General features: G+C 58.4%; 10 protein-coding genes and 1 riboswitch. Of the genes, 6 read left to right on the forward strand and 4 right to left on the reverse strand.

Going from position 1 to position 12,765, the window contains the following annotated elements; translation table 11 throughout:
- Positions 1-68: 68 nt before the first annotated feature.
- The 3 genes from ACQZ63_RS22290 to ACQZ63_RS22300 all read left to right on the forward strand — a co-directional run bounded on the left by ACQZ63_RS22290 (position 69) and on the right by ACQZ63_RS22300 (position 3,400).
- Positions 69-998, forward strand: a complete 930-nt coding sequence (locus ACQZ63_RS22290; RefSeq protein ID WP_003517083.1) for a sugar ABC transporter substrate-binding protein — start codon at positions 69-71, stop codon at positions 996-998.
- Between the two features lie 120 nt (positions 999-1,118).
- Positions 1,119-2,597 carry a sugar ABC transporter ATP-binding protein gene (locus tag ACQZ63_RS22295; protein WP_019565851.1) on the forward strand — a complete coding sequence of 493 codons (1,479 nt, stop codon included), beginning with the start codon at positions 1,119-1,121 and terminating at the stop codon, positions 2,595-2,597.
- Between the two features lie 14 nt (positions 2,598-2,611).
- Positions 2,612-3,400 (forward strand): SDR family oxidoreductase, encoded by a 789-nt coding sequence (locus tag ACQZ63_RS22300; RefSeq protein WP_003517081.1) that lies wholly within the window; start codon positions 2,612-2,614, stop codon positions 3,398-3,400.
- Between the two features lie 121 nt (positions 3,401-3,521).
- On the opposite strand, the gene ribB is transcribed toward ACQZ63_RS22300, so the two are convergent.
- The 4 genes from ribB to ACQZ63_RS22320 all read right to left on the reverse strand — a co-directional run bounded on the left by ribB (position 3,522) and on the right by ACQZ63_RS22320 (position 9,291).
- Positions 3,522-4,163: a 3,4-dihydroxy-2-butanone-4-phosphate synthase gene (ribB, locus tag ACQZ63_RS22305; protein WP_173998682.1), complete on the reverse strand. Its 642-nt coding sequence runs from the start codon at positions 4,161-4,163 to the stop codon at positions 3,522-3,524.
- Positions 4,164-4,282: 119 nt separating this feature from the next.
- Positions 4,283-4,432: riboswitch (FMN riboswitch) on the reverse strand.
- Between the two features lie 148 nt (positions 4,433-4,580).
- Positions 4,581-6,686, reverse strand: a complete 2,106-nt coding sequence (locus tag ACQZ63_RS22310; protein ID WP_013637527.1) for a hybrid sensor histidine kinase/response regulator — start codon at positions 6,684-6,686, stop codon at positions 4,581-4,583.
- Positions 6,628-8,136, reverse strand: coding sequence for an ATPase domain-containing protein (locus ACQZ63_RS22315; RefSeq protein ID WP_113556347.1), 1,509 nt, complete (start codon positions 8,134-8,136; stop codon positions 6,628-6,630). Before ACQZ63_RS22315 ends, ACQZ63_RS22310 begins: the two co-directional genes overlap by 59 nt.
- A 477-nt stretch (positions 8,137-8,613) precedes the next feature.
- On the reverse strand, positions 8,614-9,291 hold the full coding sequence (locus tag ACQZ63_RS22320) for a TetR/AcrR family transcriptional regulator (protein WP_158008479.1): 678 nt from the start codon (positions 9,289-9,291) through the stop codon (positions 8,614-8,616).
- 167 nt (positions 9,292-9,458) lie between these two features.
- On the opposite strand from ACQZ63_RS22320, the gene ACQZ63_RS22325 reads away from it, so the two are divergent.
- The 3 genes from ACQZ63_RS22325 to ACQZ63_RS22335 are packed head-to-tail and all read left to right on the forward strand — an operon-like array spanning position 9,459 to position 12,763.
- On the forward strand, positions 9,459-10,376 hold the full coding sequence (locus ACQZ63_RS22325) for a polysaccharide deacetylase family protein (protein ID WP_211387627.1): 918 nt from the start codon (positions 9,459-9,461) through the stop codon (positions 10,374-10,376).
- Positions 10,376-11,305 (forward strand): polysaccharide deacetylase family protein, encoded by a 930-nt coding sequence (locus ACQZ63_RS22330; protein ID WP_162760869.1) that lies wholly within the window; start codon positions 10,376-10,378, stop codon positions 11,303-11,305. Before ACQZ63_RS22325 ends, ACQZ63_RS22330 begins: the two co-directional genes overlap by 1 nt.
- Before the next feature lie 36 nt (positions 11,306-11,341).
- Positions 11,342-12,763 (forward strand): MFS transporter, encoded by a 1,422-nt coding sequence (locus ACQZ63_RS22335; protein WP_080815085.1) that lies wholly within the window; start codon positions 11,342-11,344, stop codon positions 12,761-12,763.
- Positions 12,764-12,765 lie beyond the last annotated feature (2 nt).

Here is a 12,765-nt window from a genome sequence, read left to right on the forward strand (position 1 = left end):
AAAAGCGGCCGAAGGGGAGGAGGTTTGATCTGCCCGAAGGTCAAAAATCAACAAATGGAGGAATAATCATGAAATTTTCACGCATTCTGCTGACATCCGCCGCCCTTCTGGCCCTGTCGCTCGGTTCGGCCAACGCCGCCGAAGTCAAGAAGATCGGCCTTGCCGTTGCCAATCTTCAGGCGAACTTCTTCAACCAGATCAAGCAGGCCGTCGAAGCCGAAGCCAAGACGCGCGGCATCACCGTTGTCACCGTCGATGCCAAGGGCGACGGTCCGACGCAGGTCAACCAGATCCAGGATCTCCTGACGCAGAACATCGACGCGCTGATCTATATTCCCGCTGGTGCCGCTGCGGCGACCGTTCCGGTCAAGCTTGCCAAGGCGGCCGGTGTGCCTGTCATCAACATCGACCGCAATGCCGACGGCGCACCGGGCGATACCTTCCTCGCCACCGATTCCGTCGCTTCCGCCAAGTCGGTCTGCGACTACATCATCAAGCAGGCAGGCGGCTCGGGCAAGATGGTCATCATTCATGGCCAGAAGGGCACGACACCGGAAGTCGACCGCACCAAGGGCTGCATGGAATCGGTCAAGGCCAATTCCGGCGTGAAGATCGTTGCCGAACAGTGGTCCAACATGTGGAGCCAGGATGAAGGCTTCCAGATCATGCAGAACATGCTGCAGGCCAATCCGGACGTTTCCATCGTCTTTGCCCAGGCAGACGGTCTGGCGCTCGGCGCGGCACAGGCGATCAAGGTCGCCAACCCCTCGCAGAAGATCGTCGTTGGCGGCTTCGATGGCGACACGGCAGCGCTTGAGGCGCTGAAGAACGGCGTCTTTGACGTGACAGCGACGCAGCAGACCCAGAAGATGGGCCGCACGGCTGTCGAGATGGCCGTCAAGATCGTCGGCGGCGAGAAGGTTCCGGCCGTGCAACTCTCCGAGGCGACGCTGACGACGAAGGAAAACGTCGACGGCTTCATTGCCAACCATCCCTGATGCATCCGCCCCCGCGCACTCCAGCCGGATGCGCGGGGGCGTCATCTGTTCGTTTTCAGGCAATTCGGACGCAAAGCCGTGGCGCATCGCTGCCACGCGTGTTTCCCAGGAGGTCCCGTCATGCGCGAGCCGGTTCTTTCGCTCCGTGGCATCAGCAAACGTTATGGCCCGCTCGAGGTTCTGAAAAGCGTCGATCTCGACGTCTATCCGGGTGAAGTCGTGGCGTTGCTGGGTGAAAACGGGGCGGGCAAGTCCACCCTGTCAGGCATCATCGCCGGTTCCCGCGAGCCGTCCGAAGGAAAGATGACCTGGCTTGGCCAGCCCTATACACCCGCTTCGCCGCGTGAGGCGATAGACAAGGGCATTGTACTCATCCATCAGGAGCTGAAACTTCTGCCGGAGCTCTCCATCGCTGAAAACGTCTTTATCGGCCGCTGGCCGATGAAGAACGGCATCGTCGACCGCGCCGAAATGGTGCGAAGGGCGCAGCAGCAGCTGGCGCGGCTCAATCTGCATATTCCCGCAACCCGCAAGGTGGCGGGCCTTTCGACCGCGAACCAGCAGCTGATCGAAATCGCCAAGGCGCTGGCGCTCGATGCCAAGCTCCTGATCCTCGACGAGCCGACGGCGGCCCTTGGCGGTGCGGAAACCCAGGCCCTGTTCGAGCAGGTTCGCAAGCTGCGCGCCGAGGGCGTGGGCATCATCTATATTTCCCACCGCATGGAAGAGATCAGGCAGATCACCGACCGCATCGTCGTGCTGCGCGACGGTGAGCGGGTGCATGAATTTGAAGACAGCGCGACACCTGTGCGCACCATCGTCGAAAGCATGGTTGGCCGGTCGCTGGAACGCCTGTTCCCGGCGCTGCCCGAACCGCAGGAAAAAACGGTGCTGGAGGTCAAGGGGCTGACTGGCACGGGCAATTCTTTCCGCGACATCAGTTTCGGCGTCCGTGCAGGCGAAATTCTTGGAATTGCCGGGCTGATCGGCGCGGGGCGTACCGAACTGGTGCGTGCCATTTCCGGTGCCGATCCGACCAGTGCGGGCGAGGTTTTGCTCGATGGACAGGTACTGACGCTGAAAAGCCCGGCGGATGCGATTGCGAAGGGCATCGTCATGGTGCCGGAAGACCGCAAGCTTCAAGGGCTGGTTGTCGAGCATGAGATCGGTGAGAACCTGATCTACGCCAATCTCGACCGTGTCGGCACCGGCTGGATAACGCCTAGCATCAAGCGTGCTTTTACGAAGGAGGCAATTGCCAAATTCGGCGTGAAGGGCCGCAGCGAACAGCCTGCCTCGGATCTCTCCGGCGGCAACCAGCAGAAGGTCGTCATCGCCAAATGGCTTGCACGTAACCCGCGCGTGGTTGTGCTGGACGAGCCGACGCGCGGCATCGATGTCGGCGCGCGGGCTGGCATTTACGATATTATCGTCGGTCTGGCCAAAAGCGGCGTTGCCGTCATCGTCGTCAGTTCCGATCTCGAAGAGGTGCTGGGCGTTTCAAACCGTATCCTCGTTCTTGCACAGGGAAAACAGGCCGGAATCCTCAATCGCGACGAGGCCAACGACGTCTCGGTCATGGAACTGGCAACCATCTGAAGAAGGAAATAGAGATGTCCACCATCACGCTCAACGCGCCGAAACTTTTCGATCTTTCCGGCCAGGTGGCGTTCGTCACCGGTGCCGGTTCCGGCATCGGCCAGCGGATCGCCATGGGGCTTGCCCAGTCCGGTGCCGATGTCGCGCTGCTTGACCGCCGCACCGATGACGGCCTGGCGCAGACGGCCGATTTCATTGCCAGGGCTGGTCGCAAGTCGATCCAGATCGCCGCCGATGTTACCAGCAAGCAGGCGCTGAGCGAAGCGGTAGCACGCACGCAGGCCGAACTCGGTGCTCTCTCGCTTGCCGTCAATGCCGCCGGCATCGCGAACGCCAATCCTGCCGAGGAAATGGAGGAAAGCCAGTTCCAGACGATGATGGACATCAACCTGAAGGGTGTGTTCCTCTCCTGCCAGGCGCAAGCCAATGCCATGCTGAAGAACGGTCGCGGTGCAATCGTCAACATTGCCTCCATGTCCGGCGTCATCGTCAATCGCGGCCTGATGCAGTGCCACTACAATGCATCGAAGGCTGGCGTCATCCACATGTCCAAATCCATGGCGATGGAATGGGTGGGGCGCGGCATCCGCGTCAACACCATCTCGCCGGGTTACACCGCGACGCCGATGAACACGCGGCCGGAAATGGTGCACCAGACGAAACTGTTCGAAGAGCAGACCCCGATGCAGCGCATGGCGGGCGTCGATGAAATGGTCGGCCCGGCGATCTTCCTGCTGTCAGATGCGGCGAGCTTCGTGACGGGCGTGGACCTTTTGGTAGATGGCGGGTTCTGCTGCTGGTAGGGTTTGCGCGGCAGCGCCGCTCGGATCGATGACCACGTGCAAGAGGCAAGGTGGTCTGCCTTTTGATTTTACGCCCGGCTTTCGCCGGGCGTTTTTTATTCACCGCACAGGCGCGTGAAGACTAGGCAACCTGCTTCTGCGCCACTTCCTCGACAACGTCGCCCTTCAGATAGGCAACGAGGTCCTTGATCGTCACGACGAGCAGGCCGTGGCGTTCGGCGAAGATTTCCAGCTGGGGTAGGCGGGCCATGGTGCCGTCGTCATTGGCGACTTCGCAGATGGTGCCGCAGGGGTACTTGCCGGCCAGGCGGCACAGATCGACGGCGGCTTCCGTGTGGCCGGTGCGGCCGAGCACGCCTGCAGGGTTGGCGCGTAGCGGGAAGATATGGCCGGGGCGGGCGAAATCTTCGGGACGCGAGCCTTCCGATACCAGCGCACGCACGGTTTTTGCCCGGTCTGCAGCGGAAATGCCTGTCGTGGTGCCGGGAATATAGTCCACGGAGACGGTGAAGGCTGTCTTGAGGGATTCGGTATTGCGCGACACCATCAGCGGAATGTCGAGCGCGTCGAGGCGCTCTCCCGGCATGGCGACGCAGATCAGCCCGCGCGCATGGTTCATCATGAATGCGATCTGCTGCGGGGTTATGCTGTCGGACGCGGCGATGATATCGCCTTCGTTTTCGCGGTCTTCGTCGTCAACGACAATTACCATCTCGCCACGGGATATGGCTTCGATTGCGTCTTCAATTTTAGCAATGGTCATTTTCTTTCAAGCCTTTCAAGGGTTATGCCGTTTTGCGGCATTTTCGCGCTTCAAGAAGCGCCAAATATCCCTTGGGCGAACAATGCAATGCGAAGCCCGCTGCATGCGGGCGTCTTTTGCCTTGTCCTCTTCCATCCGGACTATACCGTCGGCTCCGGCCTCTCACCGGATCTGCTGACCTTCCGGCTTTGGAGACCGGAAGCGCTCGCGGGCTCCGGGAAAATCCCGATACCGCCGGTGGGGAATTGCACCCCGCCCTGAGAACATTGCCAACATAAGTTATCAAATGGGGAGGACGCAAGCGGCAATATTTTGCCAGGCTCCGCGCGCGCGAAACGGATATCCCGATTATATTCGAGACCGGGTATTTCATTTCGGAATAAGAATTGTCTGGGGTAAGAGACCAGAAGGCGGCGTTTACGTCGGATCGTTAAACAGCTTATGAAGCTCCCGCTCCAGCTGATCCTGCGTATAAGGCTTGCCAAGCCGTGCAACGTCAAGATCAACTCCAGGCGGCAGTTCTGCATAGCCCGAGGCGATGAGTATCGGAAGCTTTGGGACAATATGGCGCACTGCAATCGCCAGATCTCCGCCGGTCATGCCGGGCATTGAATAGTCGGTGATCAGGAGGTCAAAGCCGGTTCCGTCTCCCAGATGTTCCAGTGCCTCTTTCCCCGAATGCGCTTCAACGACATCGTGACCGAGGTCCATCAGCATATCGGCTGAGCTCATCGCTATGAGAGGGTCGTCATCCACCAGCAGTATTCGTTTCGGTCCTGAGGCGCTCGCGGTCGGGCCAGCCGAGACCTCAATCGCTGCGGAGTCATTTGTGATTTCGGATGTCGAGATTGGGATCCACAGTTCCGCCCTTGTGCCCTTACCCAGTTCGCTTGTCAGCTTGAGGTCGCCTTTCAACTGGGACGCCAGGCCATGGATCATGGAAAGACCAAGACCGGTGCCTTTTCCAAGTTCCTTGGTCGAAAAAAACGGCTCGATGGCCTTTAGCAGCGTGTCACGATCCATTCCGTGGCCCTGGTCGACGACCGAGAGGACGACGTAATTGCCTGCCGCAAGCTCACCGGCCTGGACGTTCTGATGGACATCGTGCAGCCCGATAACGATCTCGCCTCCGTCAGGCATGGCATCACGGGCATTGACAACGAGATTGAGGAGCGCGAGCTCGACCTGGTTGGCGTCAGCCGAGACCAGAGGAAGGTGATCTGGCACGTCAGTTTTGATCACCACTGTTGAGCCGACGGATCTTTTCAGAAGGTCTTCCATTCCGGCAACCAGCGCTCGCATATCGACCGGGTCAATGCGTAGGTCCTGCCGGCGCGAGAAAGCGAGAAGCCGCTGGGTGAGGGAAGCGCCACGTTTTGCGCCCTGTTGGGCACCCTCGATGAGACGGACTGCCCTTGCGTCATTGCCAACGTATTTTCGCAGTAACTCGAGATTGCCAAGGACGGCCATCAGGAGGTTGTTGAAATCGTGCGCCACGCCGCCGGTGAGTTGGCCGATCGCTTCCATCTTCTGGGACTGGCGCAACTGTTGCTCAGCTCGTTCTCGTTGGCTTACCTCTTCCATGACAGTAGCATATGCTTCTTCCAGTTCACGCGTTCGCTCCGCGACGCGCTCTTCCAGAACCTCATTCAACTGCCGTTGATGCTCTTCCGCTTTCAGACGTGAGGTTATGTCGGCCGATACGCCAACAAGCTTGATGGCCTTGCCAGTGCGGTCCCTGTAGAGCTGGGCACGGATCTCCACCCAGTGGGTAGACCCGTCATTCCAGACCGTTCGGTATTCTATCGCGTAGTCGGCGCCCGTTTCGATCGTTGCACGAACAGCCAACTGCATGCGCTCGAAGTCATCAGGATGGACCGATGCTAAGAGGTCCGCATAGGAAAACTCTTCGTCGGGACCGCGGCCAAAAATTAATCGACATGTTGCCGAAGTGGTCAGTTCATTGGTTGCAAGATCGAGCTCCCACGCGCCAAGTCGGCCGGCGGCAAGGGCCGTCTGGAGGCGACGCTCGCCTTCATCGAGTGCTTCCATTCTGGCCCGGGCATCGAACTGCCGCCGGCGACCGCGCATGGCCGACCGGGCAACGCTTATGAAAGTCGTCGCATGAAAAGGTCGCTCGACAAAGCTCACATTTCCCAGAACCTCAGAGAGCCTCGCCGCAGTCGGGTTGCGTTCAGGTCCTCCGCCGCGGTTTGTCAGGATAATGAATGGCAGGTCAGACCAACTGGGCTGCGCTGCGATCCAAGCAAAAATCCCTTTCAGGTCCGCTGAACGAAATGCCTCCTCGGTCACCACAGCGAAGGCGATGTTGTCCCCCAGATCGGCGACAAACGACGCAATATCAGCCACGGTGGTGGAAGATACACCAGCTTCCTTCAGGAGTGACGCTGCAATTTGCGCATCGCGGCCGATCGGAGCATAGACAAGTGCGCGTGTGTCGCCGTTAGGAATTCTTGCTACCCTCCCCGTTGAGAGGAAGAAGCGGGTGTTGATCGCCGACAAAGTTTGGAACGCCGCGAAGGATGCCCTGGAAGTCGGAAAGTGGTTCTCCGAGGGTCAGTCCGTTGCCGGATATTCTGAACTCACGGATCGTGTCTTCGTGAGGGCCTGTGCGCTTCTTGATCACTGATACGGCGCGACGCACTTTTCCGAGCGCCTCGAAATATCTCAGAAGGATGACGCTATCTGCCAGATAAGTAACATCGACGGGCGATTTCATGTCCCCGACGAGGCCATGCTGGGCGACCGTCAGGAATGTATTGGCTCCCTGCCTGTTGAGGTACTGTAGCAGTTCGTGCATGTGCAAGATGAGAGCATTCTCTTCCGGCATAGAAGCCTGGTAGCCATTGATGCTGTCGATCACCACTGTCTTGGCATCGAAAGTTGATACCCGGTCGCGCACGCGCTGTGCAAATTCCCCCGGTGATAGTTCGGCGGCATCGAGTTGCTCGATGTGGACGTGCCCATCTGCCTGCAGCTTCTCCAAGTCGATACCCATTGATCTGGTGCGGGCGTAAAGGAGACCAAGTTCCTCATCGAAAATGAAGACCGCAGCCCTTTCCCCACGCTCGACTGCGGCGTTGACGAACTGCAGAGCAAACAGGCTCTTTCCGGTTCCAGCAGGGCCGATGAGGAGAGTGCTTGATCCACGCTCCACGCCCCCACCGAGCAGGCCGTCGAATTCGGAAAGACCGCTCGAGAGGGTCGTTCGTTCGAATTCGGTTCTGTGCTCAATCGCGCGAAGGCGCGGAAAAACTGCAACGCCACCAGTCTTGATAGTGAAATCATGATAGCCGCCGCGAAACGCCTGACCGCGATACTTGATCACTCTCAACCGACGCCGCTCAGAACCGTAATCGGGAGCAAGCTGTTCGAGATGAATGACACCGTGGACTACGCTATGGACCGTCTTGTCAAAATTTTCCGACGTCATGTCATCAAGCAGCAGCACCGTTGCATCGGAGCGAGCGAAGAAGTGTTTCAATGCGAGGATTTGTCTGCGGTATCGCAACGAACTCTGCGCTAGAAGGCGAATTTCAGAGAGGCTATCAATTACGACGCGCTGGGGTTTGATCCGCTCAAAGGCTTGGAAAATCAGTTTTGTCGTTTCACCCAACTCGAGATCTGAGGAGTAGAGCAGGCTTTGCTGTTGTTCGGCGTCGAGAAGGCTTTCCGGGGGGACGAGTTCAAATATCTCGATCCCGCTACCAATCTCCATGCCATGCGATCTGGCGCAATCGCGCAATTCTTCGTCCGTTTCCGACAGGCTGATGTAAAGGCATCGCTCGCCGCGTATTTCTCCTTCAATAAGGAACTGCAAAGCAATCGTTGTTTTGCCAGTCCCTGGAGAGCCCTCAAGTAAAAAGACATGCCTGCGCGTAAAGCCACCGGAAAGAACATCATCCAGTCCCTTGACGCCAGTTTCTGCTTTTTGACTTAAAACCTGATGCATGTTTCCTCCGGACTTTCTAAAACATCTAGGGCGCGACCTCAGGATAATCAAGCGCGTAGGCGCGGGAGTGTCTGAGCCCGGACTGCCAATGGCGCCCGCCGCAGCGCCGCAGCGCGCAGCGTTTGGCGACGGTTGGCACCGTAATTTGCACAGGCCGGAAGCTGACTTCGCCGTGTGCGCGTGGCTCTTTCGGGAGTAATTTGCCGAGGTCAGGTCACAAACAGCATGATCTCGATTGCGTCCCAGGGGAAGAAGGTTCTTCTTCCGAAGACTGGATCAACCTTAAGCACTGAAGCAAACCCTCCTCAGTTGCGTGTTTCCAATGGCACGCGCTTTGTGTTCGCTCGCAGGACGTTCGGGCATCGCCGTTCTGGTGTGAAGATCGGACCGATCGATAAGCATGCCGTTGGGAAGCGAGTGGACGCGAAGCTTGTTTGTAATGTAGTCGCCGACACTGCCCACTTATATTTTGGAATCTCAGAGAGGCTTGCCGAACCCACGCAGAATAACTGCAATCACTCGCTCAACCGCGCTTTTACCAAGCTCAAATCTGGGCGTTTGCGGCAGGGTTTCACCGGGGGGTGTCATCAGCTGCTCAAACCGACGCGAGACAGGATCAAGGTTTGCCAAAAGATGGACCGACGTGCCGCGTGCGAACTCGTAATTCCAGATGACATCTTCCAGATCGAGCTCGGGAAAGGTTTTCTGCATCGCTTTGATAAAGCGATGCGCCGCATGGCTGTTGATGTTGAAATTGTTGTATCCGGCGCGGGCATCGACGCGCATCTGGAAAACGTTCCGGACGTAAAGGCTTCCGCCGTCGCTGGACCGGGAAGCGGTCAGGATGGGCTCGATCAGAGCCTCGAGGATCTGGCGGGGCGTAAGAGCCGCTTCGCCTGCGGCCTGTTCCATTTCGGTGAGGCGCGATAGGCGCTGCTGGTTTACGTCGCCGGTGATCTCCTGCGTTGCGAGACGGACAAGTGCATCCTTCGACTGAAAGTAATAATTGACCGCTGCCGTATTGGCACCAGACGCCTCGGTAATATCGCGCACGGTCGTGCCCTTGGGGCCTTTGCGCGCAACGAGTTCCTTGGCAGCACTCAGGATCGCATCGCGTGTTTCGCTCCGGCGCGTTGTTGCGTCTTCCTCTTCCATGGAGGTCTCCATCCCTGTCTTGCCTGTTTTCTTTAGTTACGATGCTCTACCGAAAAAAACAGACTTGCACCAGCAGATGTTTGAATATAATGTTCAAAACAAATGTTTCAATGATGTGTTTGACAAAGACATATCGTGAATGAAGCTGGGAACGTGACGGGAACGACATGATGCAAGCAAACGTCGATACGGGACAGTATCGGTATGCGCCGATGCGGGGCAGGCCCAATATCACCCTGCCGGGCGGTGCGCGCCTCGCCTTCTGGCTGGCGCCGAACATCGAGCACTACGAATGGCAGCCACCGGTCAATCCCAATCGCTTTCCGTTCCGTACCCTGCCGGACGTCCTGTACTATTCCTCGCGCGATTATGGTAATCGCATCGGCTTCCGCCGTATTGCGGACGAGATGGCCAAGCGCGACATTCGCGGATCGGTTTCGCTTTCGGTGGCCGTATGCGACCATTATCCTGATATCATCAAGCGCTGCAACGATCTCGGCTGGGAACTTTTCAGCCATGGGGTCTACAACAGCCGCTACTTCTACGGCATGACGCCTGACGAGCAGCGCCAGGTCGTCATCGATTCCCGCGAAACACTGGCGAAGGTCGGTCAGCGGCTGGACGGATGGCTGACGCCGGCCATTACGCCAAGCCTCGAGACCCAGGAAATTCTGGCGCAGGAAGGTATTCGCTATACCCTCGACTACTTCCATGACGACCAGCCGATGCCGCTCAACTTGAAAAGCGGCAAGCTTATTTCGGTGCCCTATTCCATCGAGATGAACGACATTCCGATGGCGGCCTGGAACAATAACTCGGTGGACGAAATGTTCGCGTCACTGAAGGCGCAGTTCGACCGGCTTTATATCGAAGGTGCCGACAGCGCCCGCGTAATGTGCTTTGCGATCCACCCACTGGTGCTCGGGCATCCGCATCGCATCGATGCCTTTGCCGAATTCCTCGACTACGTCAAATCGCATGATCAGGTCTGGTATCCGACGGCGCGCGAAATCGCCGACTGGTATTACGAGCACCACTACGACCAGATGTCCGCGTGGCTGTCCGGGCTTGAGGGAGAGCAATGATGATCCGACCAACCGGGCCCGCCTATCTCGAAACGCCGCTGCGCCGTCACCGTCAGATGGATCACGACTTCTACGCCTGGCGCGACACCTGGAGCGAGCGCAGGCTTCAATGGTCTGGCGACACCACGCTCGGCGTCTGGATTCAGATCGCCGTCGAGTGGTTTCCGCTCAACATCTCCGGCAAGCCTTTTCTGCCGGTCGGTGCGCCGAACCGGGCATGGCCGGACACACAGACCTACACCCAGCGCGATTACGGTCACCGGGTCGGTATCTACCGGATGATGGATGCACTGAAGGCAAGGGGACTGAAAGCAAGCGCCTTCCTCAATGCCCGTGTCGCACAGCGTTACCCGATCCTGATGCGGGAAATTCTCGGTGAGGGGTGGGAAATCGTAGCGGCGAGCCTTGATGCCGGTTCGATCCACCACGAAGGGCTGGATGAAAAGACGGAAGCCGCGATGATTGCCGAAACGCTCACCATCTTCGATGGTTTCGGCGTAACACCTGTTGCATGGCATTCACCATCCTGGTCGCAATCGACGCGCACGCCGCGCCTCTTGGTCGAAGCCGGCGTGACGGCGATGGCAGACTGGGTCAATGACGAGGTGCCTTATCGTTTCGACACCGGTGCCGGCAAGATCATTGCGCTGCCCTCGACGATGGAGCTTTCCGACCGTGAAATGCTCGCTGTTCGAAAGCAGCCTCTGCAGGATGTGGAACGCAGCTTCATAGCGGCCGCCAGGCGTCTGACTAACGAAGCAAAGGAAAGCGGGCACGGCCGTCTGCTTACGATCAACCTTTCGCCCTGGATCATGGGGCAGCCCTACAGGATTGCCGCTTTCGAGCGGATACTCGACCAGATTTTCGCGATGGAGGGTGCCAAGAGCGTCACCGTTCCCGAAATAATCGAGGCAACGATTGGGCTTTAGCGCCTGAGCGTTACCTCACGCACCGGATAGACCCAGATGGTTTCGACGCCTCGCCTTTCAGGGGAGCGCAGCCTCATGCTGCTTTCCCTTTCGATCTCGGCCGCCTTTCTGATCGAAGGGCTCGACAGCACGATCATGGTATCGGCAATCCCGGCGATTGCGGCCGACTTCGGCATTGAGCCTCTGCGCGTCAATCTGGCGCTCTCGATCTATCTCGTGACGCTGGCGGCCGTGATCCCGGCAAGCGCATGGCTGGCTGATCGTTTTGGTGCGAAACGTATCTTCCTGTGGGCGATGGGCGCATTCATGCTGATGTCGGTGGGCGCTGCGCTGGCGCAGGACCTTGCGACGCTTGTCGCGATGCGCGCCTTGCAGGCGGTGGCCGGGGCGCTAATGACGCCGATTGGCAGGTTGCTTCTCATTCGGGCGGCACCGAAGGATCAACTGGCCTCGGCCATTGCCTGGATGTCGACGCCGGCACTTGTCGGTCCGGTGCTCGGGCCGCTGATCGGTGGCTATGTGGTAACCTACCTTTCCTGGCAGTGGATCTTTTTTGTGAAGATGCCCTTCGGCATTCTCGGCATGATTTTCGCAGCGCGTTTGCTGCCACGCGACGAACCCGGGGAACGCTATAATTTCGACCTCTGGGGTTTCGTGGCCTGTGCCGTGTTTCTCGGCGCGGTACAGCTGCTGCTCGACCAGCTGGTTCATGTCTTCCTGCCGATCTCCGCGATCATTGTCATGATTGCAATCCTGCCGGTCTGCGCTTTGTTCTACGCCCGCCATATGGCGAGGCGTGAAGCGCCAGCGCTTGACCTCACGTTATTGAAGCTGCGTCTGTTCCGGGTGGGCTTCTTCGGCGGGGGACTTTCGCGCCTTGGCTTCAATGCCTTGCCTTTCCTTTTCCAGCTGCAATTGCAGATCGGTTTTGGCTGGAGCGCGGCGGATGCCGGCTGGGTTGTCTTCATCGTTGCCGCAAGCGCGATTGCACTCAAACCCATGATGCGGCGGGTGCTGGCGAAATTCGGTTTCAAGGTAACGCTGTTTGGTAACGCCATGCTGGGTGCGGTGACCATTGCGCTGATCGGCTTGATCGGACCGGACACACCACTCGCGATCACGGTCTGCGTCGTCTTCCTGTTTGGCGTCATGCGCTCTCTTCAGTTCAACACGACCAACGCGCTTCTCTTCGCCGATATTCCCAGGACGAGGCAAAGTGCGAGTACCTCGCTTGGCGGTGTCGGCCAGCAATTGTCGATGGGATTGGGCATCTCCGTTGCGGCGGTACTGGTGGCGCAGATCCAGGCAATGGGCGTGACAATACCGGCGGATGCCATCTCGGCCTCCATTTTCGTCGTTGCCGGATTAACCGCTTTGTCCGGCATTTTTTTCCTCGGATTACAACATGCCGATGGCGCTGACGTAAGCCGCCACAAAGCATACAGTGCAAGGAGCTGACG

The sequence above is a fragment of the Agrobacterium sp. CG160-95 genome (assembly GCF_053521725.1).

Coding starts and splice junctions, on each gene's coding strand:
- ACQZ63_RS22290 (WP_003517083.1), top strand. CDS start 69: ATGAAATTTTCACGCATTCTGCTGACATCCGCCGCCCTTCTGGCCCTG.
- ACQZ63_RS22295 (WP_019565851.1), top strand. CDS start 1,119: ATGCGCGAGCCGGTTCTTTCGCTCCGTGGCATCAGCAAACGTTATGGC.
- ACQZ63_RS22300 (WP_003517081.1), top strand. CDS start 2,612: ATGTCCACCATCACGCTCAACGCGCCGAAACTTTTCGATCTTTCCGGC.
- ribB (WP_173998682.1), bottom strand. CDS start 4,163: ATGACCATTGCTAAAATTGAAGACGCAATCGAAGCCATATCCCGTGGC.
- ACQZ63_RS22315 (WP_113556347.1), bottom strand. CDS start 8,136: ATGCATCAGGTTTTAAGTCAAAAAGCAGAAACTGGCGTCAAGGGACTG.
- ACQZ63_RS22320 (WP_158008479.1), bottom strand. CDS start 9,291: ATGGAAGAGGAAGACGCAACAACGCGCCGGAGCGAAACACGCGATGCG.
- ACQZ63_RS22325 (WP_211387627.1), top strand. CDS start 9,459: ATGATGCAAGCAAACGTCGATACGGGACAGTATCGGTATGCGCCGATG.
- ACQZ63_RS22330 (WP_162760869.1), top strand. CDS start 10,376: ATGATCCGACCAACCGGGCCCGCCTATCTCGAAACGCCGCTGCGCCGT.
- ACQZ63_RS22335 (WP_080815085.1), top strand. CDS start 11,342: ATGGTTTCGACGCCTCGCCTTTCAGGGGAGCGCAGCCTCATGCTGCTT.